This is a genomic window from Synechococcus sp. H55.8 (genome assembly GCF_047462375.1).
GTDB lineage: Bacteria > Cyanobacteriota > Cyanobacteriia > Thermostichales > Thermostichaceae > Thermostichus.
This window is the reverse complement of the sequence record NZ_JANSJC010000014.1, coordinates 52,554-75,308: the sequence shown is the minus strand read 5'-3', so window position 1 is coordinate 75,308 and position 22,755 is coordinate 52,554. Positions and strand designations below refer to the sequence as shown.

Genomic DNA, 22,755 nt, shown 5'->3' with positions numbered 1-22,755 from the left:
CCAGGTGCTCAGAGGCATTAGGCAAGAGTTAAGAGGATTCTTGCGGCACTTCTGCGCTTTGATCCGAGCCAACAACCCCAGGCCGGCCCTTTCGGATCCCTTGCACCACGGTCACTGTGAGCAGATGGGAGAGCAAACCCACCGGCCCAGCAAACAAGCACAAAAGCAGAGAGTGAGTTGTCCAAACTCGCTTTTCCCAGCCTTCCAAGAAGATCCAGCGGCCCACAAATAGATCCATCACAATGTAGTGAACCCATCCCGTCGCCATGACCGAGGGCTGGCTGAATAGAGAAGTCAGGCTGTTCAGAGATAGCTGAGGATTGGAAAACTCCTGGAGAGCATTGGCGTTAAATCCGGTAACCAGAAGATAGAGATAAACTGTTGCCAAAAGGGCAATGGGCAAAAGCGACTCCATCACCCTACGGGTCACTTTCCAGCCCGGCAGCAGGATCATCAAAGCCCAAAAAGGCAAAGCAAACCAATTGGCCGCGTTGAAGAGGGTCTCCAGCATATCCAGCAACTCCTGACGCTTGGAAAATGTCTTCACATGTTTGCAACGATGGTGTTGTTGAGCTCCATTTTGAAAACCCAGGCTCTGGAGCGGACAAAAAGGCGGGGCACTCTTGAACCTTGCCTTGAGCCCAGACAGGTCACAGCCGGGCAGACACTGCTTTCCCCAAAGCCAGAGGGATCCCAGCTTCTATTCCGGCTGGCGCAGTCTGGCAGTTGCAATGGCACTGATCGCACGGCCACTGTCGGTGGCGGAAGCAATGCGGGAAATCCGGGATCCCGTATCGGCCATGGCCCAGAAGCTGCCGATGCTTTTGGCCGTAGAGGTGCCCAGGGGAAATTCCACTGCATTAGAGTCCGGGGATTGCTCCTGAGAAGAGATCAACACTGCTGCTTCCCCACCTTGCCCAGCTACTGCTGGAGTGGAAGGTTCCGGCGTGGGCTGAGAGGCTTCTGCTGGGCGGGGAGAAGGTGGCTGCAGCGGCATCTCGCCAGGGAGGGTTTGGGGGGCCTTGCCAGGGGGTACGGGGGGAGCTTGGCCGGCGATCTTTCCCCAGAAAGCTTGGAGGAGTTGCCACATGGCTAAGTTGGCTCCTGAGCGAAAGGGCAGTGAGGAATGGTGCTATCCTGCCATGCTCTGACCTGAGAATCCACTCCCTCTGCAAGCCTTGCTAGAGCAAAGTCATAATGAGTATGATTAAGGAGCTTACCTAGGGAGAAAATTCACCATGGCGCACATTCGCGAGATTCCCCTGGCCCAAATTCGTCGCCCCTTGCCGCGGCAGACGGATCCGGAGAAAGTGCGGGCGCTGATGGCTTCCATCGAAGCAATCGGGCTGCAGGAGCCGATCGAAGTTTTGGAAGTGGAGGGAGAATACTATGGGTTCTCCGGCTGCCACCGCTACGAGGCATTTGTCCGCTTGGGCAAGGAGCGGATCCCCTGTCGGGTGCGCAAGGCGCCGCGTTCTGTTTTGCAGCTACACCTGGCCTGAAAGAGAGTCCGGCTCCTCTTGGGCGCTGTAGCCTCGCTCATAGGCAAAGCGCACCAGTTGCGAGCGATTTTCCAGAGAAAGCTTGCTGAGGATGTTGGTCAGGTGAGTTTGCACAGTGCGCGGGCTGATGAACAGCTTCTCGCCGATTTGCTTGTTGGTGAGGCCGCGGATCACTTCCCGGAACACCCGCTCCTCAGCAGGGGTAAGGGGAAGATCTGCCAAGGTGGGACGGGGGGCAGTTTCGGCTTTGGCCTGGGTTTGCTGCTGGATCAGGCGCAGAATCTCCAACTGGGTGCGGCGGGATCGTTCGATTTGCGCCTCGATCTTGGCCACCAGCTCCAGCGGCTCGAAGGGCTTGATGATGTAGTCGTCGGCTCCCCACTCGTAGCCCTGAACGCGGTCGTCCAACTCGCTGCGAGAGGAGAGAAAGATAAAGGGGACGAGTTCGCCGCCCCGCTGTTGCCGCAGTTGCCGGCAAAACTCGAAGCCATCCATTTCCGGCATCACCACATCCGACACCACCACATCCGGCTGCTCTTGGGCAAACAGGCGCAGCCCTTCTACACCCGAAGTGCCCGTACAAACCCGATAGCCGTGCTGAGTCAAGTGGCGGCTCAGCACCTTTAAAGAGAGGGGATCGTCATCTACGACCAATACGCGCTTCATGATGACTAGCGGGAGAGGCTGTTGAGGAATGACTAAAGAGATGATCTGAGGGCGCTATTCACCTCTTGCCGCAAGTTTAAGTCCAGATAGGATGCTGGCGATCAACTAACCCCTGCCCCATAATAGTCGTTCCAGAAGCAGTCTTGCTGCCGGCTCAGGCGGACTGGGAAATAGGTTTGTTTAGGCTCCCATCCCGGAGTAGCGTTGCAAACCCTTGCGCCACAGCCAGCGGTTGACCAGCCAAAACAGCCCCAGCCAGGCCAGGCCCATGGCAAAACCGCGCGGGATATCTTGTGGGATCCCCACCCAGAGGCCGGCGGGAAAATGTACCAAGTAGGGAAAGGGCGTCCAGGCCAAGACCTGGCGCACCGCCGGTGGAAACACCTCCAGAGGGGCGATCACCCCCGACAAAAACAGGTACACCAAGAAATGAAGCTGCTCCAGAGCCGATATTCGCTCCACCCAAAAGGCCAGCAGCGCCAGGGTGTACTGCATAAGAAAGCGCAGGGCAAAAGCCAACAGAATGGCCAGGGATCCCAGTGCCACCTGTTGCCAAGACGGGATCCAAAAAGCACGGGGGTAGAGCAGAAAAAAGAGGGCAATCAAAGCCACGGTAAAGGGGAGGCGGGCCAGGCGCTCCATCAGGTGGCTGGCGACGTGGTGCCAAGCGGGATCCAGAGGCTGCAACAGACGCGGCGATAACTTGCCTTCGACGACCTCCCGCTCAAAGTCCCAGATCACCCAGGTGATGCTGAACTGGCGCACCAGGAACACGGCCAGAAAATAGCGGCTGAACTCCAGGGAAGAGAGCGAGAAATCTCCTGAACGGGCGGCTTCGCTCCAGAGCCCCATCATGATCAAGGGCAGGGATCCGGCCAACACCCACAGGATCAGCTCCGCCCGGTACTCCAGCATGTAGGCGTAGTAGGCGGCAAAGAGGGCGCTCAGCTTGCGAAAAAAGGCGTTCATTGAGGCTCTGAAGGGGCAAGCGGACATAGAGTGGGCAACAGGCCGGCCAGATTGACCACCGCTCCCACCACGACAATGGCGGGCGGTGCTACAGGCGAGGGCTGACCGGCTAGAGTCTCCAAACGGAGCAGATGAATCTCTTGCTCCGGCGTGGTGCCCCAGCGGATCAGGGCAACGGGGGTGTCGGGAGCTTTGCCGCCGGCCAACAATTCGGCGGCGATGTGGCCGAGGTTGTGCATACCCATGTAGATCACCAAGGTTTCTACGGCCTCGGCTAGGGCGCGCCAATTGACCTGGGGGCGGTATTTCCCTACTGCCTCATGGCCGGTTACGAAGGCAACCGAGGAGCTGAGGTCGCGATGGGTGAGTGGGATCCCAGCATAGGCGCTGGCGGCCATGCCCGCCGTAATTCCCGGCACCACTTCCACCGGGATCCCGGCCTGGACCAGGGCCAGCATCTCCTCGCCCCCCCGCCCGAAGATGAAGGGATCCCCGCCCTTGAGGCGCACCACCACGGCTGCCGTCTGGGCTTTCTCGATCAGCAAGGCGGTGATTTGCTCCTGCGGGAGGGTATGGGCGCCGCAGTGTTTGCCGGCGTAGATTCGTTCTGCTGTGGGTGGGATCAGATCCAAAATGGGGGATCCCACCAGGGCATCGTAGATGACCACGTCCGCATGGGCGAGCAGCGCTTTGCCCTTGACCGTCAGCAGTCCCGGATCCCCAGGCCCTGCCCCCACCAGATACACTTTGCCCATCTCAAATCCCAATAGCTTGTCGGAAATATCTATTCTGCTGGAACAGGACAGTTTTGACCAACCAACCCTACTTCCCGGTCAGACAGGCCGTCTGCAGGGTCTCCTGGATGGCCTGTACCACCTGGGGATCCCGCCAGAGGGGCGGCTCCACCGTAATCTGCAGCAAGGGCCATTCTCGCTGTAGCCGCTGAGCTTGTTCTTGTAAAGCGCGCAGCAGACCGCCCGGAAAAAGAAAAAACGGCAGCACCCGCAGGCGATACTGGCTCAGACGCAGGCAATGGATTACAGCCGCTTCCAGTGTCGGGGGCTGGGCGGCAAAAGCCAGGTGGATGGGAATTCCGGGCAGGCGCTGTTCCAGAGCTTGGATCCCGGCCTGGAGCTGGGCGGCAAATCCCGGCAGGCGGCTGCCATGGCCAAATAGGATCCAGCCGTGGGTCAGTTCCCCCAACCGCTGCGCCGCAACCACGCGAGCCGCCACCAAATCGATCAGGGCTGGGTGCTGGCCGATGGGGGGCGTCAGCAGCAACTGCAGGCGCGGCCAGCGAGCTTGAACCTGCTCCACCGCAGCCGGCAAATCCTCCTCCACATGGGATCCCCCGCCCATAAACAGCGACAGCAGCACCACCGGCCCATCGACTCTATCCAGACAGGAGGCCAATTGTCTGTGAATCTGCTCTGCCAAGGTCAGGGGCTGACCTTCCAACTGGGCCAGCTCCACCGGCTGAGGAGACAGCCGCTGCCGCACCCGGGCCAGCAAATCCGCCGCCGCCTGTTGGTATTCCGGATCCCGGCTGCCGTGACAAACCAAAAACACCAGTGGAGCTAAGGACATGGCAGAAGTCAGGGATCCAGAGGCAACTGTTCTATTTTGCTACTTAGAAAGGTTCCGGCAACGTCTCGCGCCGGATCTGCGCGTATGATTTGATAAAGTACACATCCTTTTTTCAGACTCGTCGGCCCTTTCCCAGGATTTCATGTCATTTGAGAATCGTTCCACCACCCCCGAACTGTTGATCCATGTTTTGCGGGAAGGGTTGACCGAATCTATCCATCATTGCCAAGCGGTCGTGGCCGATAGCCGCGGGCGCTCCCTGGCCATGGCCGGCAACAGCACCACCCCTGTTTTTGCCCGTTCTGCGCTCAAACCTTTCCAAGCGCTGGCCATGCTCTCCACCGGCATCCGCGAGCGCTACCGCCTCAGCGAGAAGGATATCGCCATTATGTGCGGATCCCATCAGGGCACCACGGCCCATGCGCGGCAGGTGTTCAGCATGCTCTGGCGCGCCGACCTGTCTCCCGAGCTGCTGGTCTGCCCCACCCCACCCGGCAAGCCCAGCCCCCTGTGCCACAACTGCTCCGGCAAGCATGCTGGCATGCTGCTAGCAAGCCGCGCCCAGAACTGGACCCTGCCGGACTACGCCCAGCGGCAACACCCCGTTCAGGCCCTGGTGCGGGCTAAGTTGGCGGATCTATTGCAGATGCCTTCGGAAGAGTTTTTGTTTGCCCGCGATGACTGCGGCGTGCCCACCTACCAACTGCAACTGAACCATTTGGCCTCTCTATTTGCCCAACTGACTGCCGGCGAGCGGCCCGACTTGGAGGCCATCGCCCGCGCCATGACCCACCACCCGGAAATGGTGGCCGGACAGGGATGTTTCGATACAGAATTGATGCGGGCTACCCAGGGAGAGCTGGTCAGCAAGTCCGGCGCCGAAGGGATCCAGTGCATTGGGCGCGTCGGAGAGGGGATGGGCCTGGCCATCAAGGTACAGGATGGGGCCGCGCGGGCCAAATATGCCTTGGCTTTGCATCTGCTGCAGCGCATGGGCTGGATCCAACCTGCCGCTGCCGAAATGCTAGGGGAGCGCTTCCTCGCCATTGGCCCTTACACCCGCCTGGAGGTGGAAGGGGAGCTGCGCATGCCCTGAGCAATTCAACCGGGGCTGAGTCTTGCATCTCATTCCCTGGCAGTGCTACCTTGTCAAAAAATTGGAAGAAAAATGTTTGAGGGGTCTTTCAAAGCTCTTGACGGCGAGCTGGCCAGCTTGGTTGAGCTAACTAAGAAAGTGACGAAAGCGGTAGGCAGTGCCCAAGCTGCTAGCAGAAGGGGAGATCTCCAAGCAGTAAACCGCCAGGTAGAAAGCTGTGGCTCTGCCCTCAACAAAGCTCTCTCCCAAGTGGAGCTGGTGAGGCGAGCTCTTGAACAAGCCCAGCAAGCTTTGTCCACCTCCTCCCTCGAAGACCTGGCCCGCGAAGTGGGGGAACGGGTAGACCAGCCCTGGCTTCCTACCGAGAATCCCAACATTTTTGTGGCCTTTCCTGCCTTAGTGCACTTTGCCAGAGAGGGGGTACGTATCGACCGCAAGATTTTCCGATCCCAGCGGCCCAGTGCTATTGCTGAGGCGATCAAGCGAGCAAGAGCCGCCAAGAGCAAAGAGACTGATCCCCAGGCTGTCCTTCAGCTCATTTGGAAGGCAGCAAGAATTGCGTCAGGCTACCTGAGAAAGCGTGTGGAGCAACTGCCTAACTCCATAAGTGTAGCTGCGCGAGATGTCTTCGATGTTCTCCACCTCAATAACTCAGACTACACAGAAGCAGAATTTACGCGACATCTTTACCTTCTAGATCGAAACCCAATCAACAATGTGGATGGCTATCGCTTGATCTTCTCTGCATCTACAGGCACGCGCTCAGGTCGCTGCTATCGCATTCGCGATGAACGCGGTGAGGAACATATTTACTATCTTTTGGAGTTTGAGCGTCTATGAGTGGGGAAACCCAGAGTCGTCCACAGCTTGATTTATGGCTGCGTTGTCTTGAGAAAGACTACCTGGGATCCTTCATCCCTGCGGGTGGTGCAACCGTCAAGCTAGCTGTCGTCCCAAAAGATTCCTACTCCCGCCTTTACAAATCTCTTCGGGAAAAGCTATCTCTTTCTTCTTTTCGGCTTTTTGATCTAAGCGAAGAGTGCATCAATCTACATTCAATTGAGAATTTTTGGTTTGCCCTTGCTCAGAAGGTAAACTGGGAATCTTTTGCCAGAGAACTGCGCTATAGCATTCTCAGAAAAATTGAATATTCCCCCAGCTCAGAACTTCAAGACTGCACTTTAGAGGAACTGGCAGAGCTTTACCAGGTTGAGGCCCGCGAGATCAACATACAGTTCCAGCGAGAAATTAAGAAGCTGATTTTTCAGGACTACTCTCTGGCTCTCGACTTTCGCAAGGCTATTTCCCGTCTTATCTACGAGCCTCTCCAAAGTCCAGGCACTCTAGAAGGTTTGTGCCTTGCGGTTCAGGAGTGGCTCAAAGGCACACTGAAATCTATTAGTCAAGTGCGTGGGGCAGCTATTTTTCGAAGGATTGATAGGACAAATTCTCGAGAGATCCTACTTTCTTTTCTGAGGCTTTTCACGCGCCAGCTCGGTTGCACAGCAATTCTTGTCAGTCTATTTCATTACTACGAGCGAAGAGAAAATGGACGTCCAATCTTCACTCGTAGGCAAATTATTGAGCTTTACGAAACCTTGCGAGAGTTTATCGATGCAGAGAGTAAGCTTGAGAAAACAGCTCTAATCTTCATGGCTCCTCCAGAGTTCATTGAATCAGAACTTTTGTCCTACCATAAGTACCGAGCCTTGCAAACTCGAATTGAGAACGAGGTATATTCTCCCAATTATCCCAATCCTTGTACAACTATGGTTCAACTTCAATGAGCGCATCACTTGTAGCCCGACGAGCGATTGAAGCGCTGCGAAACGGTGTTCCCAATCCATTTGCGGTTGCAGAACTTGGCTCTTGGCAACAAGAGGTCGAAGAGAAGTTTTGGGAATTATGCAACGCCCCCAGCTTAGAGCCTGGGGGGATGCTCGTGAAGGGGGACTTTGGAACTGGTAAGTCTCATCTTCTACTAACTCTGCAGGAAAAAGCAAAGAAGCAGGGTTTTGCCACCTCGTTGGTCGTCATCTCTAAAGAGCTGCCTCTTGGCAATCCTAGTCGCCTAATTCCCCGCATTCTTGCCGAAATCGAACTCCCTGACATGGCTGAGCGCGGGCTCCAAGGCATTGCAGGTCGTCTGCAGTACAAACAGCCTTCTTTCCAGGAGTTCCAGCTTTGGGTTAACCAATGGCGATTTGGAGAGGGCTGGTGGCCGTCTACTCTAGCTTTACACCAAAGGCTAGAGGGTGACGATGAGAGACTAGATGCTATTGTCCGCTTTTGGGCCGGTGAACCCACCCTGAGGCTCTCAGAGGTGCGGCAGAGACTTCGGGATCACGGTCTGGCAGGGGCTCACTCCGTCGGCAAGCTACCTCCTGCGGAAAGTCTGCACTGGCAGCGCCTGGCTTTTTCTGCTCAGCTATGTCGGGCCATAGGGCTCAGGGGCTTGGTGGTTTTGGTGGATGAGATCGAGCTGATTGCACAGTACAGCATCCTGCAACGGGTCAAGTCCTACCGCGTTCTTGGCCACTTGTTTGGCAAGGAAACTTTACCTGAAGAACTAAAAGCAGCTCCGCTGATTCTAGTGGGAGCAGTAACCCGCGACTTTGAGCAGTCTATCTTGCAGGAAAAAGGGGATTGGGAGAAGGCACCTGAGATGGCGCGCCAGAAGCATGTTTCTGAAGAAGCTGTAAAGGCCGGCATGGAGGCCATTCGGCGGGCTATCCCCCTCCGCTCCTGTTCGGAAGCTCAGGAGGCCATTCAAGCGATGTTGCGCAAGGTGGCGGATCTCTACCAGAAGGCCTACCCTGATTGGGTACGGCCATCACTGCCCGAGATTCCTCCTCTTTACAGCACAACTACCGTGCGGTCAATTATTCGTCGCTGGATTACTGAGTGGGATGTGCGCCGGTACTACAACCCCACCGATAAAGTTCAGATTGAGGAAGACGAAGCGACTGGACACACCCCTACGGAAGAGATCCAAGAACTGGAAGAAGAAGCTTAAGCAAGCCTAGGTGCTCCTCAAAGTTGTCTGAGTTTAGCTTAATCGGCGGGAAGCTCCGCACTGTATTGGTGAATTGTGTTGACTCAAGAGCCAATCAGTGTCGGGATGAAAGCCGTTCGTGCTTCAGTTGAAGAGATTGAGTTAAATCTCTGCAGAGCTTCCCTGACTGGTTTCCGCCGTGGGTCGCACGGTGGCAGCACGCTGAGACTTCTGTGCAAACAAGTCTGGGAAGCGTGAAGCCCGTACGCTATCTGTTCGCGCAGTGTGGCGTAAGCCATGTTGTGTTTACTCAACGAAGAGGAGTGTCGGGAGTCGTTCACCACCTAGCTCGCAGCGACTGCTCAACGCTGGAAGGGATTTTGGTAGGGGTTGGGGCCTTGGCCCTTGTTGCGGTACTTGGGATTGATGGTCAAGGTGCCGGAGCCCAGGCCCCGCTGCGCCAAAAACTCCAGGTTGCGGCGGCGCATGATGGTGTCGTAGTCATCCTTAACGCGATCTTCCAGGATAGCCACCTGCTGCAGCGCGCTCAGCAAAATGGCAGCCGCCTGTTCGGGGCTGTAGCCATTTTGGGAGGCATAGCGCACGGCAAACTCGTCGGCTGCCACCTGGGCCTTCTGGCCTTTCTCTGCTTTACGCAGCAGAAACACCGCCGATGCCGCCAAGCCGGCTGCCAGGCCCACGCCGAGGTTATCCCCCATTTGTAGCTCCACCAAAATGCCCATGCTGCCGGCCCCGATCAAGGCGGGATACAGCAACAGGGCCGACCAGTTATCCCCCAAGGCCAGCTCGGTGGCCATCACCGCTTCCCGTAGAAAATAAATCTTTTGTTGGTCAGGGTTCAGCTTTTGCCAGCGGCTGAGGTCGATGGCGAAGCGGGTGTACTTTTGCCAGGGAAAGCGCCAGAGCGGCTGCACAACCCGAGATTGGTCAGGGGTGCCGATCTCGATCTGCACCTCGGGTCGGATCTCCACCGGGAGAAACTGGATCAGGCGGTCAAAGTCGGAAATGGTGTACATGCTGGCAGGGTGCGGTTATGAGGAGCGGTTGGAGATCATTACTCATACATAGTAAGGGATCCTAGCCTTCCTTGCAGGCTAGCTCCAAGGGAAGCCTTTTGGCGGGAGGGCCGGGGCAGCTGTCGTCCTAGTTTGAGGAGGGATCCCGGCTGGGGTGTTTGAGATCCGTCAAATCGTTGAGGCGGCGCAGGATCCCCCATCCTTGCAGGGCTTCCAGCAGGGCTTCCCGCACAACGGCTACCGTCTCTTGGTCGAGGGCCAGCCGCAGATAATCCACTGCCAGACGGGTTTGCTCGGGCTCCAGGTGACCCATTAAACTCTGCAAGCGGCGAACCCCTGCCAGCCGTTTGAAGGCGTCGGGAGAGGCAATGTCGCTGAGATGGCGCTCCAGTTGAGAACGCTGCCGCTCTTGTCGGCGGCTGAGCCACTCCCCAAACAGCAACGACAACAACGCCAGCGTGGCCAATCCCTGCAAAATAGCGCCGGTGGCCAGCCAACGCTGGTTGGATTCCGCCCAGATGGAAACGAGGGTGTAGGTGCCGAAGGTGGCGGCTGCCCCCGCGCCAACCGCCAGCAAAAGCGAGCGATCCGCCTGTCGCAACCAGGCTTGCCACTCCTGCCAGCGGCGGCTGAACTCGGGGCTGCGCACCCCGTAGAGCCCCAACATGACCGAGGTGCCCACTCCCAGAGAGAGGGCCAGCCGCCCATTCCAAAAGGCCAGCCCCGCCAAGGCCAAGCTCGACAGGGCCAAAACCCGCCATTGCGGCCCCGCTAGGATCCACAGCGCCACTTGGGATCCCGTCTCCATTGCCCCACGCCCCACCCGCTGCAGATACTCTGGCCAGGATCCCTGGCCGGTAGAGGGGCGACCCGATTGATGTTTCACCGCTGGCTACTCCCAAAACTTTGTCCCATCCGGCCTTCTGTAAGGTGGCAAGATGTAGACGCTTTTTTCTAACTACTAATAACTAATAAATTATGCTGGTTGCGTTTCGCCGAGACGACCGAGATAGATTTTCCACCCTTGGGTTTGCAACTGGGCATTTTTCTGCTGTACCGTCTGTTTGAGGCTTTCCCGGTAAGCGATCACCCGCCGCAGCAGGTCGGCATCCCCACTGGCCAAGATCTGCACCGCCAACAGACCCGCATTGTGGCCGTTGCCAATGGCCACCGTGGCCACCGGGATCCCTTTGGGCATTTGCACAATTGAGTACAGCGAGTCTATCCCCTGCAGAGGTTGGCTGAGCACCGGCACCCCGATCACCGGCAGGGGGGTGAGGGAGGCCACCATTCCCGGCAGATGGGCTGCCCCGCCTGCCCCGGCGATGATGACGCGGATCCCTTGGGTATGGGCGCGGCGGGCAAACTCCACCATCGCCTCCGGGGTACGGTGGGCACTGAGGATCTGCATCTGGTAAGGGATCCCAAACTCCTCGCACACCTGGGCGGCGGGTGCAAGGGTGGGCAGATCGGAGTCGCTGCCCATTAGGATGGCCACGAGAGGGGAGGGTTCCATAGGCTGCTGGCCCGGTGTAGCCGATCCATCATCGCATAGCCCAACCCCGTCGAGAGGGGTGGGGGTTCTGCCAACAGGAGCGTGGCATCCCCTTCATCCAGACGGCGCAAACTGGCAAAGAGGGCGCGGGCGGCTGTGTTGGGATCCGAGCCCAAGCATTCCACACTGAAAAGAACTCCTGGCCAGTGGCGGGAGAGGTGGTTTAGCAAAGCCTGGGGATCCGCGGCAAAACTGAGGATGCCCAGGTGGGAATGACCGGTCGCCAGGTGCTGTATCTGTTGCCAATCGCCGGGCTGAAGCTGGGCAAAGGCGGTGGGCAAAAGCCAGAGGGGCTTGCCAGGGGCATAGTGGCTGCTCAGCCGTCCCGGCGCCTCCGGCACTCCAGGGGCCTGTTCCGGGGCCAAGTGGATGGGTAGGCCCAGGTGGGCCTCCAGGGCTTCCAGCGGGATCCCCCCTGGGCGCAGCAGCGTCGGGATCCCTTCCGGGCTGAGCTTAAGCACGGTGGATTCCAGGCCCACGGCACACGCTCCCCCATCCAAGATGTAGGGGATCCGCCCGCCCAGCTCTGCAGCAACCGCTTGGGCTGAGGTGGGGCTGATGCGACCAAAGCGGTTGGCACTGGGAGCGGCCAGAGGGGTTTGTACTGCCTGCAGCAAGGCTTGAGCCACCGGGTGAGCGGGCACCCGCAGGGCAACGGTGGGCAACCCACTGCTCACCAGATCCGGCACAGTGGGGCACTTGGGCAGCACCAGGGTCAGAGGCCCCGGCCAAAAGGTGTCGATCAGGGATCCCAGCCAGGCGCGGGCGGTGGGAGTAAAAGCCGATACATCCACCAGCCATCCCTGCAATTCTTCTAGGGTCACCCCAGCCGGTAGATGTAGGATCAGGGGATCGAAGCGGGGACGCTCCTTGGCGGCAAAAATACTCGCCACCGCCTGCTCATCCAAGCCATTGCCTGCCAAGCCATAGACCGTCTCCGTGGGCATGGCCACCAACTGGCCCTGTCGCAAGGCGGCAGCCGCTACGGCAATGTGTTCAGAGGTGGGAGAGAGAATTTCCGTTTCCATCCATGAGTTGGATTGGGGGCAAGGGCTAGGACAGATCCATTTTGTTGCTACTTTCAACGCTCACACGAGCCCGATCCAAAGCTGCCATCACTGCCCCCATGGCTCCAGAGCCCAAGAAGCCGGCAGTAGCCGCAGGGTTAGCCAGACCAGCTCTTGCCGAGAGCTCCGGCGGGGGGAACGGGATCCTCAGCGCCTGCAGCCGCTCAACCAGTCGCTCCAACAGCTTTATGGTTCAGCTCCTCAGCCCACTGCGGCAGGTACCCGGAAAAATCCTGTTTTTTGACAAACCGAAAAGGCCCCGACAGGGATCCCCAGATCACTTGATCGGTCTGGGGATCCCGCCCTTGGTCTAAGCTGTGAAAGTAGTCGGCCCCGATCTCAAATTCGCTGTACAGGTAGGTGGTTCTGCCTTTGCGTTCGACAATACAGCCTTTGCCGGGCACGCTGCGGCCCCGATAGCAGGATCCCGTCCATTCCACCTGAGTAATGCAGCCGGGCAAGAGTTCCAACTCGGCTGCTGTCAGGCTGGCCAATTTCTGCAACTCTCGACCGGCACACTTGTAGGAGTCAGGAGCCGTCAGCGCATAATTTTGAATCCGGATCCCTTCTGAGGTCTCGAAGAGGTGGATCACCCGCTGCCGGTAGGGCTGTTCAGGGTAAATATCGTACAGTTGCTCCACATAAAACCCCACCCCCTGCAACACCGACCAAGGCAAGGGGCATTGGTACACATGAATATTGGCGAACCAGACGGGCTCGGCGATCGCCTGTTGTAGGTTATTGAAGTGGCCTGCCATCCAGGTGGCCAGTCGAGCCAGTTGCGGGGAGACAGACATAGGTTTAGATGGGTTTAATGGGTTCAAAAGATGCAGATCGAGGGCTCTCTTTCGCGTCAGCGGGACGTAGTCCTTACTGTTTCGGATCCTCTACAACACGCTCTACAGAAATACACTCTAGTACTTTTGGGCAAGAGGGAACCACCTCATCGACGCGCTGGTGGGAAGGGGGTCGGGTCACGGGAACAGGCTAGAGTGGAGGAGCCAGACCACCTTTTGAGAGCTCGTTTGAGATGGACTGATGTCGGCCCTACCCACTCCTCTGCTGGGGCAATCCTTATCTGCCCTGAAAGACTGGGCAGTTGCCCAAGGACAGCCGGCCTATCGCGGGCAACAACTGCACACTTGGATCTACCAAAAAGGGATCCGCTCCCTGGAACAGGTGACGGTGTTTCCCAAAGCTTGGCGGGAGGCGGTGCAAAACTACCCGGTGGGGCGCTCGCGCATCGTGCAACGGACAGAGGCCCGCGATGGCACTGTGAAGTTTCTGCTGGGGCTGGCGGATGGGCAGTTGATCGAAACGGTCGGGATCCCAACGGCCAAGCGTCTGACGGTCTGTGTCTCTTCTCAGGTGGGCTGCCCCATGGCTTGTGATTTCTGTGCCACCGGCAAGATGGGCTACCGGCGCAACCTGGAGCTGCACGAGATTTTGGATCAGGTGCTGACGGTGCAGGAAGATTTTGGCCGTCGTGTCAGCCACGTGGTTTTTATGGGCATGGGGGAACCGCTGCTCAACCGCGATACGGTGGTGCAAGCCATCCGCAGCCTAAACCAAGATATCGGCATCGGCCAACGGCACATCACCCTCTCGACGGTGGGTGTACCTCGGCAAATTGCCTGGCTGGCGCAGCAGGATCTGCAAATTACTCTGGCGGTCAGCCTGCATGCCCCCAATCAAGAGCTGCGGCAGCGGTTGATCCCTGCGGCAACCCACTACCCTTTGGAGGCTCTGATCCAGGATTGCCGCGACTACATGCGGCGCACCGGGCGGCGAGTCAGCTTTGAATATACCCTGCTGTCTGGGGTGAACGATCTGCCCATTCATGCCCGCCAACTGGCGCACTTGTTGCAGCAGGCCAGCCGGTCAGGGGTGCAACTGCACGTGAACTTGATCCCCTACAACCCCATCTCGGAAGCCGACTATCAACGCCCCCATCCCGCACGAGTCGAGGCGTTTGTCCGCCAGCTTGAAGAGCACCAGGTGCAGGCCAGTGTGCGCCAAACCCGTGGCTTGGATGGCAATGCCGCCTGCGGCCAACTGCGGGGATCCTTTCTGCGCTCTTTGCCACGGGATTTGCCGGGCAACGCTTGCGCGAGTACATCAACTGAGTCCACAGGCGCGCTTTAACCAGGCGGCATCCTGTTCTGACAAGGTGGCGTGGTGGATGGCATAGACCTGCCGGTGATACTCATCAAGCCAAGCCCGTTGCGCCTCGTCTAAGAGATCCCAGTCGATCAGGCGCCCATCAAAAGGGATCCAAGTCAGGGAACGAAAGCCCATCCAGCCCTCCGGCTCCGGGATGGGGATCACCTCGTAGAGATTCTCCAGGCGGATCCCACCCCAGCCCGGCTGGTAGTAGCCCGGCTCGATGCTGGTGATCATACCCACCTTGAAGGGGGTGCTGGCGCGGCGGTGGATCCCGTTGGGCCCCTCGTGGACGTTCAAGAAGGCGCCGACGCCGTGGCCGGTGCCGTGGCCGTAGTCCAGCCCTGCCTGCCAGAGGCTGGAGCGGGCAATGCCGTCCAAGGAGACGCCGTAGGTATCGGGGGGAAAGATCTGGCGGGCGCACTGGATGTGGGCTTTCAGCACCTCGGTATAGCGCCGCTGGCACAGGGGATCCGCCGGTTGCGAGCCAATCCAGATGGTGCGGGTAGCGTCGGTGGTGCCCCCCAGGTAGTGGGATCCCGAATCCAACAAAAACAACTCGCCTGGCTGCAAGAACTTCTGGGGATCGGGGGTGCCGTAGTGGACAATGGAGCTGTTGGCGCCGGCCCCGGCGATGGTGTTAAAGCTCAGGCCCACCCAATCCCCTTCCTCGCGGTAGTGGGCCTCCATAACAGCAGCCACATCGGCTTCGCTGATGGGGATCCCCGCTTGAATTTGCCGGTCAATCCAGGCCAGGGTGCGGATCTTGGCCCGGCTGGCCTTGCGGTTGGCCAGCCGCATCTGCTCCAGCTCGGTGGGGTTTTTTACCGCCTTGAGGAGATCCACGGGGTGATCCAGCTCGCGACAGGGGATCCCTTGCAGCAGCTCTTGCGTGCCCTGAGTGGTTTGCTTGGGATCCAATCCCACCGGCCCGTAGCCCTTGGCCCACTGGGGCAGCTGTTCCGGGTAAGCCTCGTAAGGCCAGAGCTCGACCTCGGCTTCCACCAGCATTTGCCGAGCCGAGGGCGTGAGGCGCTCCAGGTCAGTAAGCAGGGCAGCCCTCTCCAGGCCGACCAGCGCGTAGGCGCAGAATACCGGGTTGTAGGGGATGTCAGAGCCGCGCAGGTTAAACAGCCAGGCCACCTGATCCAGTTTGGTTAGGGGCAACAATCCCACCCGCTTGCGGCGCATCTCCTGGCGCACCTGGGCCAGCTTGTCGCTGGCAGTAGCCCCGCAGAGGTGGACAGGGACAGGATAGATGGGCTGATCGGAAAGGGCCTGACGGGATCCCAGCTTGTCCACGGGGTTTTCCGCCACTGGAATCAGCAGCACCCCCCCGGCTTGGGCGTGGGTCTGCAACTGCCGGTAGCTGGCCACTGACACCGTGAAGGGATCCACTCCTAGGCGAAAGCCGGATCCCAGCTCTTCTACGATCTCCATCAGGCTGGGCTGATCCGGCAGGCCGCCTTTGATGACGGTAAACAGGTTGGGATCCACCTCCCGCTCCGCCTGCTCGTGGTAGCGGGGATCCACCCACAGCCAGGCCCTGTCTTGGCTGATCAGAGCATCGCCCACCGAGCCGGTAAAGCCTGTAATCCACTGCCGCCGCTTGCGATGTTCCAGCAAATACTCATTGAGGTGCTCATCAGCCGAGGGCACCCAAAAACCATCTAGATTTTGTTCCTGCAAAAGCTGGCGCAACTGCTGCAAACGGGTGACAATCTCCGAACGGGGCAGGGTTTGGAGCATGGCAAGGACAAGAGGGAGATCTGGGCCGATGGCCCTAGAGACCAATATAGTTCTCTTTACCCTGGGAAAGCAGACGGAACATAGAGGAAGCGGCTACTGGGGCCGCTGCTCAACTCCAAAGCAGGAGCCAAGGGCTTCCGCGCCGCGTTTTTCAGCGATCGGGTGCAACCCTTGCCGCACTGCTTCTCCCAACCAGCACCGAAACGGCTGGCTACCTCGTTATTGAACGCCGTCGCGAACGCACCGCTCTAACTCCCCTCTCCCTCCGGGAGAGGGGTTGGGGGTGAGGGTCGTCCCTGAGGGAGAGGGGTTGGGGGTGAGGGTCGTCCCTGAGGGAGAGGGGTCGGGGGTGAGGGCTAGGATTCGGGAAAGCCGGCCTCTCGCCAAGCGCGGATGCCGCCGTCCATGGAGATCACGCGGCGGTAGCCCATCTTTTGCAGGTTGTCAGCTGCCAGCGCCGAACGAAAGCCGCCACCACAATAGAGGACAATTTCTGCTTCTTTGTCTGGGATCACCTTCTCGATATCCCGCTCGATGATGCCTTTGCTTAAGTGAATGGCGCCGACAATGTGGCCGGCCTGCCACTCCGACTCTTCCCGCACGTCAACCAAGTAGAAGGGATCCCCTTGCAGTTGTTTTTGCCTCACCTGTTCAACGGTGAGCTCTTGGATGCGGCTTTTGGCCTCGTTAACCAAAGCCAGGAAAGCAGGGGAGTGGTGGGACGCCATGCACACCTCGCAGAGAACCCAGCTCCCAGGATAAACCCAGGCCCAATCCAGTGAGGCAACGCCAAACCTCAAAATCGCTCCCCCCATGGCCAACCTGGACTCGGAAACCTCAAAACCTCGATCCTCAGCAAGCTAAACTAAGGGCAGATTTGCCGCCGGAGGCCCCCAGTTTGAGCTCTCGATTCACCCTTTCCCAACTGCTTGGGTTCCTTGCTCTGACTTTGAGCTGGGGGATCCCTTTCCCAAGCAAGGCACCGGCCCAGGCTGCCCCCATGCCTCTGGAAAGCGGGCTCCAAAAACAGGTCTCCGCCCCGGCACCGGCTCCCCTGGTGGAGTGGCTGAAGGAGCAAATGGACGCTGCCAACCGCCGCGACTTGCCGGGGGTGATGGCCGGCTACAGCCCCGACTTCCGCCACCGCGACGGCCTGGATCGGCAGGGGGTGGAAGAGGCCATTGGCAAGCTATGGGAGGCCCATCCCCAGTTGACCTACTCGGCGGAAATTGTCTCTTGGCGGCAGGTGGGCCCTGAGATCGTGGCCGAGATCGCCAGCCAAGTGCAGGGATCCCAAGCTTCAGCGCGGGGGGAGTTTCAGGTAAAGGCTTCCGCCCTGGTGCGTAACCGCTACCGCCCGGATGCGGCCAATCCAGGACAACTGCTGCTCGTAGACCAAGAAGTACTGCGGGAGGCCAGCACCCTCACCTCCGGCTCAGCACCTCCCACCGTCACCTTCGAGTTGCCGGAGGTGGTCAAGCCGGGATCCACCTACTCGCTGCAGGCCATTGTGGCAGAACCCCTCACCCAGTCCTTGCTGCTGGGCGCTGTCGATGAGCGGCCCGTGGCCGCGGCCAGCTACCTGGATCTGACCTCGTTTGCCCTCGAACCTCTGCAGGCGGGCGGGCTCTTCCTGCAGGCGGATGCCCCTCCAGAAGCAGGGGCTGAGTGGATCTCAGTGATGCTGGTCAACCAAAGTGGCCTTGTCGTCGAGAGCCGGCGTCTTACCATTCAACCCTGAGGGAGCCGACGTCTCTCAAGGGAGCCTTGTAGGACATATCGACTCCAAGCCCCTGCGGTCGTCGAAAACCTACAAAAAACTATCCGCTCTCTCCCACCGCCTAGGAGATAACAGGCGATCCGGGAGAGAGCGGCCTAGCGGGCCTTCAACTGGAACCTGACTGCCGGGAGGAACTCCAAGCGAGCCAGAACGCGAAGACTCCTCAGCAAGCTAAGGATCTGAGTTCAGGCCGTTAGAGAACAGCCCCGGCGCACAGCCGGCTGAACCCAACTTGACGACCCTTACAACTACTACTGTCTGGCATCCGCAGGAACCTCCCTTACTCAACAACATCCTGAGGCTAGCACAAATCTTTACCAAGGTGGCGGGCCGGATCCCTTCTCCCCAAGAGGGCTCCAACAAGGGGGAAGTCAGGAGGCAGCGCTGAGGAGAGAGCAACAGCGTAGGATAGAAGGACGCCCTTTAGCCTGCTCAAATTGCCGTGGACTACAAAAGTACCCTCAACCTGCCGCAAACTCAGTTTCCCATGCGGGCGGAGGCCGCCAAGAGGGAGCCCGCCATCCAAGCCTTTTGGCAGGAAGAACAGATCTATCAGCGTCTGTCGGAAACCAATCCCGGGGATCCCTTTGTGTTGCACGATGGGCCGCCCTATGCCAATGGCGACATCCACATGGGCACCACCCTCAACAAGATTCTCAAAGACATTGTGAACAAGTACCACATTCTGCGGGGGCGCAAGGTGCGCTATGTGCCCGGCTGGGATTGCCACGGCCTGCCCATTGAGCTAAAGGTGTTGCAAAGCCTCTCCCCCCAGGAGCGGGAAAGCCTCACCCCCCTGCAACTGCGGCAAAAGGCCAGAGAGTACGCCCTGCACTACGTCAACGTGCAGCGGGCCAGCTTTCAGCGGCTGGGGGTATGGGGATCCTGGGATCGGCCCTACCTGACCCTCTCGCCGGAGTACGAGGCAGCCCAGATCGAGGTGTTTGGCCAGATGGCCCTCAAAGGCTACATCTACCGCGGCCTCAAGCCCGTCCACTGGAGCCCCAGCTCGCAGACGGCCCTGGCGGAAGCAGAGCTGGAATATCCCGACAACCACGTCTCCCCCAGCATCTACGTGGCTTTTCCTCTGCAGAGCCTCAGCCCGGCGGCGCAGCCGGTTTTGGAGCCTTTTCTGCCGGGCTTGCGGGTGGCCATCTGGACCACTACCCCGTGGACGATCCCGGCCAACCTGGCCCTCTGTTTCAACCCCAAGCTCACCTATGCGGTGGTGGAGTCTCCCCGCTTCGGCCTGCTGTTGATTGCTGCCGATTTGCGAGAGCGGCTGGGAAAAGTCCTGGAGACCCCCTTAGAGGTCAAGGCCACGCTGCCGGGATCCGCCTTAGAATACTGCCAGGGACGCCACCCCCTCTTTGACCGTGCCAGTCTCTGTGTTTTGGGAGACTACGTCACCACCGAGTCCGGCACCGGCATTGTCCACACGGCGCCAGGCCACGGGGAAGACGACTTCAAAACCGGCCAAAAGTACGGCCTGCCCATCCTCAGCCCTGTGGACGAGCAGGGGAGATTCACCGCCGAGGCCGGATCCCAGTTTGTCGGGCTGGATGTGCTCTCCAAAAAGCCGGAGACCAGCGGCAACCTGGCCGTGATCAAAGCCTTGCAGGCTGCCGGCGCCCTGCTCAAGGAAGAACCCTACAACCACAAATATCCCTACGACTGGCGCACCAAGGAGCCGACCATCTTCCGGGCCACGGAGCAGTGGTTTGCGTCTGTAGCCGGCTTCCGAGAGCTGGCCCTACAGTCCATCAAAACCGTGAACTGGATCCCGCCGGAAGGGGAAAACCGCATCACCGCCATGGTCAAAGAGCGCTCCGACTGGTGTATCTCCCGCCAGCGGGCTTGGGGTGTGCCCATCCCTGTTTTCTACGACGAAGAGACGGGCGAGGTTCTGCTCACGGCCGAGACCCTCGAGCACATCAAAGCCATCTTTGCCCAGGAGGGATCCGACGCCTGGTGGAAGCGGCCGGTGGAAGAGCTGTTGCCGGAGCAGTACCGCCGCAATGGCCGCACCTACCGCAAGGGCACAGACACCATGGATGTCTGGTTTGACTCCGGCTCCTCCTGGGCGGCGGTGGCCAAGGCCCAGGGGCTGGGCTACCCGGTGGATCTCTACCTGGAAGGTTCCGACCAGCACCGGGGCTGGTTCCAGTCCAGCTTGCTGACTTCCGTGGCCGTCAATGGCTGTGCCCCCTACAAAGCAGTGCTCACCCACGGCTTTGTGCTGGACGAAAAGGGCCAAAAAATGAGCAAATCCCTGGGCAACGTTATCGATCCCCTGGTGCTCATCAACGGCGGCAGCAACCCCCAGACGGATCCCGCCTATGGCGCCGATGTGCTGCGGCTGTGGGTCTCCAGTGTGGACTACTCCGGCGATGTGCCGATAGGCAAGACCATCCTTGGGCAGATGGCGGACATATACCGCAAGATCCGCAACACGGCCCGCTTTCTGCTGAGCAACCTTTATGATTTCAACCCAGCGCAGGATGCTGTTCCTTTTGAAGCGTTGACGGAGTTGGATCGCTACATCTTGCACCGCCTGCAGGAGGTGGGAGAGGAAATCACCGCATCTTTTGAAAGCTACCAGTTCTACCGCTTTTTCCAGGCGGTTCAGAACTTCTGCGTGGTGGATCTCTCCAACTTCTACTTGGATATCGGCAAGGATCGCCTCTACATCAGCCATGCCCGCAGCCGGCGGCGGCGGCAATGCCAGACGGTGCTGTCGCTGTTGCTGGAGAACTTGGCCAAGGCCATCGCTCCAGTGCTTTCCCACCTCGCAGAAGAGATCTGGAGCTACCTTCCCTACCCCAAGCTTACCCGCTCGGTGTTTGAAGGGGGCTGGATGCAGCTGCCAGAGCACTGGCGGGATCCCCAGTTGGCGGCCACCTGGGAAAAGCTGCGGGCGGTGCGGCAGGAGGTGAACAAAGCGCTGGAGCAAGCCCGCACCGACAAGGTCATCGGCGCTTCCACCGAGGCCAAACTGATCTTGAAGGTGGCGGATCCCCATCTGTACTCCCTCTTGGAAGAGCGGGCGGCAGAGCTGCGCTACTTGTTCATCACTTCCCAAGTCGAGCTGGTCAAGGCCGACCCTGGAGAGGAAGACCTGCAGGTTGCCGTTCAGCCGGCGGACGGGAAAAAATGCGTGCGCTGCTGGAACTATTCCACCCGCGTGGGCGAGTTTGCCGAACACCCAGAGCTGTGCGAGCGCTGTGTAGCCGCCTTAGCTGGGGAGTTTTAATGCCGGGGTGGGTTGGCTGCAAGCGTGCTCGATATGCGTGTACAACACCTTGCCGCGCAGGGGCTTCTCTAGCCAGGGAGTGGCGTGGGATCGGGAGTGGAGGGTGGCGGCAGAAACCGTCCACGGGTGGGCGGGATCAAACAGCACCCAGTTGCTGTGGGGGGTGAGGGTGGGCGGATCTAAGTTGAGGCAGCGGGCCGGGTACAAGCTAAGGGCCGACCACAGTTGCAGGGGGGTCAGGGATCCGGTTGCCACCAGATGCTGCCACAGCAGCGGCAGAGCCAGCTCCAGGCCCATCGCCCCTGGCGGAGCATCGGCAAAGGGCAGGGTTTTCTCTTCATAGGTGTAGGGGTGGTGATCTGTGGCGATCCCCAGGCTGCCGGAGCGGATCCCGGCGACGAGAGCCGCGCGGTCGGCGGCGCTGGGAAGGGGGGGCAAAAGACGCAGGTGGGGATCGTAGCGGTGCTCCCGGACGGCTTCTTCGGACAAGATCAGGTGCATCCAGGAGGTGCTGGCGGTCAGCGGCAATCCTTCGGCTTGGGCTTGCTGGATCATCTCCAGGCTGCGGGCTTGGCTCAGGCGCATGATGTGCACCGGCGGGGGGGAAGGAACAGTTCTGATCACCTCCAACAGGCGGGCCAGAGCGGCTGTTTCGGCACTGGCAGGGATCCCTTTCAGCCCCAGGCGCAGCGCCCAGATCCCTTCGTAGAGGCTGCCTTGCCCGGCCAAGCTGGGATCCCAGGCCCAAAGCAGCAGGGGCTTGTTCTCCAGCCGCAGATATTCTAGAGCCCGCCGCAGCAGCGCCAAGGAGCGCAGCGGCTGAACCTCCGCAAAGCCAACCGCTCCTGCTTGCGCCAGTTCTCCCCATGGGGTCGGGGTTTCTCCTTGGCCGCCCACGCTCAGGGCAGCTAAGGGCAGCCAGCGGGGATCCCCAGGTTGGCGGGGGTAGCGGTTCAGGTGCTCTGGGCGATCCAGCACCGGAAACCAGCCGGTTCCGGGCGGGGGGGCGGGCAGAAGCGCCACCTGGGCGAAGCCTCCCGCCAAAGCCGCTGCAGCCAAAGAGGCCAGGGTCTCGCGGCTGTGGGATAGACCGTTGCCAACCATCTCGCCGCTGTGGGCGTACAGATCCAGCAAACCCGGCCCTAGAACCCAACCGGAGCCATCAAGGGTGGGGATCTCGGCAGGGATCCCTGCCGGCTCGCTGGCCCGGAGGCGACCTTCCTGCAACCACACGTCGGTCACTTCCTCCCGCTGGCGCAAGGGATCCAGCAGGCGCACTGCTCGGAGGCGCACGTCTTTTCCCAGCAGCTCAGGGGGGAACAGAGAGGGCCCCATC

Annotated in this window: 22 protein-coding genes; 8 read left to right on the top strand and 14 right to left on the bottom strand. The window is 59.6% G+C overall.

Annotated features, from left to right (window positions below):
• Positions 1-28: 28 nt before the first annotated feature.
• The gene (locus NW862_RS07745) at positions 29-511 is read right to left on the bottom strand and encodes an ABA4-like family protein (RefSeq protein WP_414332457.1); all 483 of its coding nucleotides are present in this window, start codon (positions 509-511) and stop codon (positions 29-31) included.
• Between the two features lie 189 nt (positions 512-700).
• Positions 701-1,090, bottom strand: coding sequence for a hypothetical protein (locus NW862_RS07740; protein WP_414332459.1), 390 nt, complete (start codon positions 1,088-1,090; stop codon positions 701-703).
• Between the two features lie 148 nt (positions 1,091-1,238).
• On the opposite strand from NW862_RS07740, the gene NW862_RS07735 reads away from it, so the two are divergent.
• Entirely contained in the window at positions 1,239-1,502 is a 264-nt protein-coding gene (locus NW862_RS07735; RefSeq protein WP_414332461.1) for a ParB N-terminal domain-containing protein, read from the top strand.
• Here NW862_RS07735 and NW862_RS07730 read toward each other — a convergent pair.
• From NW862_RS07730 to NW862_RS07715, 4 genes are all read right to left on the bottom strand, one after another.
• Positions 1,488-2,168, bottom strand: coding sequence for a response regulator transcription factor (locus NW862_RS07730; RefSeq protein WP_414332463.1), 681 nt, complete (start codon positions 2,166-2,168; stop codon positions 1,488-1,490). The genes NW862_RS07735 and NW862_RS07730 overlap by 15 nt on opposite strands.
• Before the next feature lie 180 nt (positions 2,169-2,348).
• Entirely contained in the window at positions 2,349-3,137 is a 789-nt protein-coding gene (locus NW862_RS07725) for an ABC transporter permease (RefSeq protein ID WP_414332465.1), read from the bottom strand.
• A complete protein-coding gene (cobA, locus tag NW862_RS07720; protein WP_414332467.1) occupies positions 3,134-3,892 on the bottom strand; it encodes a uroporphyrinogen-III C-methyltransferase in 759 nt (252 codons plus the stop codon). Before cobA ends, NW862_RS07725 begins: the two co-directional genes overlap by 4 nt.
• Before the next feature lie 67 nt (positions 3,893-3,959).
• Positions 3,960-4,724 (bottom strand): sirohydrochlorin chelatase, encoded by a 765-nt coding sequence (locus NW862_RS07715; protein WP_414332469.1) that lies wholly within the window; start codon positions 4,722-4,724, stop codon positions 3,960-3,962.
• A 142-nt stretch (positions 4,725-4,866) separates the two neighbouring features.
• Here NW862_RS07715 and NW862_RS07710 point away from each other — a divergent pair, with 142 nt between their 5' ends.
• From NW862_RS07710 to NW862_RS07695, 4 genes are all read left to right on the top strand, one after another.
• Positions 4,867-5,820 carry an asparaginase gene (locus tag NW862_RS07710; protein WP_414427078.1) on the top strand — a complete coding sequence of 318 codons (954 nt, stop codon included), beginning with the start codon at positions 4,867-4,869 and terminating at the stop codon, positions 5,818-5,820.
• A 72-nt stretch (positions 5,821-5,892) separates the two neighbouring features.
• A complete protein-coding gene (locus NW862_RS07705; RefSeq protein ID WP_414369146.1) occupies positions 5,893-6,660 on the top strand; it encodes a hypothetical protein in 768 nt (255 codons plus the stop codon).
• On the top strand, positions 6,657-7,607 hold the full coding sequence (locus tag NW862_RS07700; protein ID WP_414427077.1) for a hypothetical protein: 951 nt from the start codon (positions 6,657-6,659) through the stop codon (positions 7,605-7,607). Before NW862_RS07705 ends, NW862_RS07700 begins: the two co-directional genes overlap by 4 nt.
• Entirely contained in the window at positions 7,580-8,836 is a 1,257-nt protein-coding gene (locus NW862_RS07695) for a BREX system ATP-binding domain-containing protein (protein WP_414369150.1), read from the top strand. Before NW862_RS07700 ends, NW862_RS07695 begins: the two co-directional genes overlap by 28 nt.
• A 341-nt stretch (positions 8,837-9,177) precedes the next feature.
• Here NW862_RS07695 and NW862_RS07690 read toward each other — a convergent pair whose 3' ends face one another.
• The 5 genes from NW862_RS07690 to NW862_RS07670 form a co-directional block, all read right to left on the bottom strand.
• Positions 9,178-9,852, bottom strand: coding sequence for a DUF3318 domain-containing protein (locus tag NW862_RS07690; protein WP_414337071.1), 675 nt, complete (start codon positions 9,850-9,852; stop codon positions 9,178-9,180).
• Positions 9,853-9,979: 127 nt separating this feature from the next.
• The gene (locus tag NW862_RS07685; RefSeq protein ID WP_414332475.1) at positions 9,980-10,738 is read right to left on the bottom strand and encodes a hypothetical protein; all 759 of its coding nucleotides are present in this window, start codon (positions 10,736-10,738) and stop codon (positions 9,980-9,982) included.
• Positions 10,739-10,828: 90 nt separating this feature from the next.
• Positions 10,829-11,368 carry a 5-(carboxyamino)imidazole ribonucleotide mutase gene (gene purE / locus NW862_RS07680; RefSeq protein ID WP_414332477.1) on the bottom strand — a complete coding sequence of 180 codons (540 nt, stop codon included), beginning with the start codon at positions 11,366-11,368 and terminating at the stop codon, positions 10,829-10,831.
• Entirely contained in the window at positions 11,338-12,435 is a 1,098-nt protein-coding gene (locus NW862_RS07675; protein ID WP_414332479.1) for an L-threonylcarbamoyladenylate synthase, read from the bottom strand. The genes purE and NW862_RS07675 overlap by 31 nt, the downstream gene beginning before the upstream one ends.
• A gap of 203 nt (positions 12,436-12,638) precedes the next feature.
• Positions 12,639-13,271: a chromophore lyase CpcT/CpeT gene (locus tag NW862_RS07670; RefSeq protein ID WP_414332481.1), complete on the bottom strand. Its 633-nt coding sequence runs from the start codon at positions 13,269-13,271 to the stop codon at positions 12,639-12,641.
• A gap of 241 nt (positions 13,272-13,512) precedes the next feature.
• On the opposite strand from NW862_RS07670, the gene rlmN reads away from it, so the two are divergent.
• Entirely contained in the window at positions 13,513-14,619 is a 1,107-nt protein-coding gene (gene rlmN, locus NW862_RS07665) for a 23S rRNA (adenine(2503)-C(2))-methyltransferase RlmN (RefSeq protein WP_414332483.1), read from the top strand.
• Here rlmN and NW862_RS07660 read toward each other — a convergent pair.
• Positions 14,593-16,386: an aminopeptidase P family protein gene (locus NW862_RS07660; protein ID WP_414427076.1), complete on the bottom strand. Its 1,794-nt coding sequence runs from the start codon at positions 16,384-16,386 to the stop codon at positions 14,593-14,595. The two genes, rlmN and NW862_RS07660, sit on opposite strands and share 27 nt — an antisense overlap.
• Positions 16,387-16,742: 356 nt before the next feature.
• A complete protein-coding gene (locus NW862_RS07655; RefSeq protein ID WP_414332487.1) occupies positions 16,743-17,114 on the bottom strand; it encodes a rhodanese-like domain-containing protein in 372 nt (123 codons plus the stop codon).
• A 272-nt stretch (positions 17,115-17,386) separates the two neighbouring features.
• On the opposite strand from NW862_RS07655, the gene NW862_RS07650 reads away from it, so the two are divergent.
• Positions 17,387-18,127 carry a hypothetical protein gene (locus tag NW862_RS07650; RefSeq protein WP_414332489.1) on the top strand — a complete coding sequence of 247 codons (741 nt, stop codon included), beginning with the start codon at positions 17,387-17,389 and terminating at the stop codon, positions 18,125-18,127.
• Between the two features lie 526 nt (positions 18,128-18,653).
• Complete coding sequence (gene ileS / locus NW862_RS07645) at positions 18,654-21,419, top strand: isoleucine--tRNA ligase (protein ID WP_414332573.1); 2,766 nt, start codon at positions 18,654-18,656, stop codon at positions 21,417-21,419.
• Here the strand turns inward: ileS and NW862_RS07640 are convergent.
• Positions 21,402-22,754 carry a dihydroorotase gene (locus tag NW862_RS07640; RefSeq protein ID WP_414348184.1) on the bottom strand — a complete coding sequence of 451 codons (1,353 nt, stop codon included), beginning with the start codon at positions 22,752-22,754 and terminating at the stop codon, positions 21,402-21,404. The two genes, ileS and NW862_RS07640, sit on opposite strands and share 18 nt — an antisense overlap.
• Between the last annotated feature and the right edge of the window lies 1 nt (position 22,755).

Coding starts and splice junctions, on each gene's coding strand:
- NW862_RS07690 (WP_414337071.1), bottom strand. CDS start 9,852: ATGTACACCATTTCCGACTTTGACCGCCTGATCCAGTTTCTCCCGGTG.
- NW862_RS07705 (WP_414369146.1), top strand. CDS start 5,893: ATGTTTGAGGGGTCTTTCAAAGCTCTTGACGGCGAGCTGGCCAGCTTG.
- NW862_RS07730 (WP_414332463.1), bottom strand. CDS start 2,168: ATGAAGCGCGTATTGGTCGTAGATGACGATCCCCTCTCTTTAAAGGTG.
- NW862_RS07655 (WP_414332487.1), bottom strand. CDS start 17,114: ATGGCGTCCCACCACTCCCCTGCTTTCCTGGCTTTGGTTAACGAGGCC.
- cobA (WP_414332467.1), bottom strand. CDS start 3,892: ATGGGCAAAGTGTATCTGGTGGGGGCAGGGCCTGGGGATCCGGGACTG.
- NW862_RS07650 (WP_414332489.1), top strand. CDS start 17,387: ATGCCTCTGGAAAGCGGGCTCCAAAAACAGGTCTCCGCCCCGGCACCG.
- NW862_RS07675 (WP_414332479.1), bottom strand. CDS start 12,435: ATGGAAACGGAAATTCTCTCTCCCACCTCTGAACACATTGCCGTAGCG.
- rlmN (WP_414332483.1), top strand. CDS start 13,513: ATGTCGGCCCTACCCACTCCTCTGCTGGGGCAATCCTTATCTGCCCTG.
- purE (WP_414332477.1), bottom strand. CDS start 11,368: ATGGAACCCTCCCCTCTCGTGGCCATCCTAATGGGCAGCGACTCCGAT.
- NW862_RS07740 (WP_414332459.1), bottom strand. CDS start 1,090: ATGTGGCAACTCCTCCAAGCTTTCTGGGGAAAGATCGCCGGCCAAGCT.
- NW862_RS07660 (WP_414427076.1), bottom strand. CDS start 16,386: ATGCTCCAAACCCTGCCCCGTTCGGAGATTGTCACCCGTTTGCAGCAG.
- NW862_RS07745 (WP_414332457.1), bottom strand. CDS start 511: ATGCTGGAGACCCTCTTCAACGCGGCCAATTGGTTTGCTTTGCCTTTT.
- NW862_RS07670 (WP_414332481.1), bottom strand. CDS start 13,271: ATGTCTGTCTCCCCGCAACTGGCTCGACTGGCCACCTGGATGGCAGGC.
- NW862_RS07640 (WP_414348184.1), bottom strand. CDS start 22,754: ATGGGGCCCTCTCTGTTCCCCCCTGAGCTGCTGGGAAAAGACGTGCGC.
- NW862_RS07725 (WP_414332465.1), bottom strand. CDS start 3,137: ATGAACGCCTTTTTTCGCAAGCTGAGCGCCCTCTTTGCCGCCTACTAC.
- NW862_RS07735 (WP_414332461.1), top strand. CDS start 1,239: ATGGCGCACATTCGCGAGATTCCCCTGGCCCAAATTCGTCGCCCCTTG.
- NW862_RS07700 (WP_414427077.1), top strand. CDS start 6,657: ATGAGTGGGGAAACCCAGAGTCGTCCACAGCTTGATTTATGGCTGCGT.
- NW862_RS07715 (WP_414332469.1), bottom strand. CDS start 4,724: ATGTCCTTAGCTCCACTGGTGTTTTTGGTTTGTCACGGCAGCCGGGAT.
- ileS (WP_414332573.1), top strand. CDS start 18,654: ATGCGGGCGGAGGCCGCCAAGAGGGAGCCCGCCATCCAAGCCTTTTGG.
- NW862_RS07710 (WP_414427078.1), top strand. CDS start 4,867: ATGTCATTTGAGAATCGTTCCACCACCCCCGAACTGTTGATCCATGTT.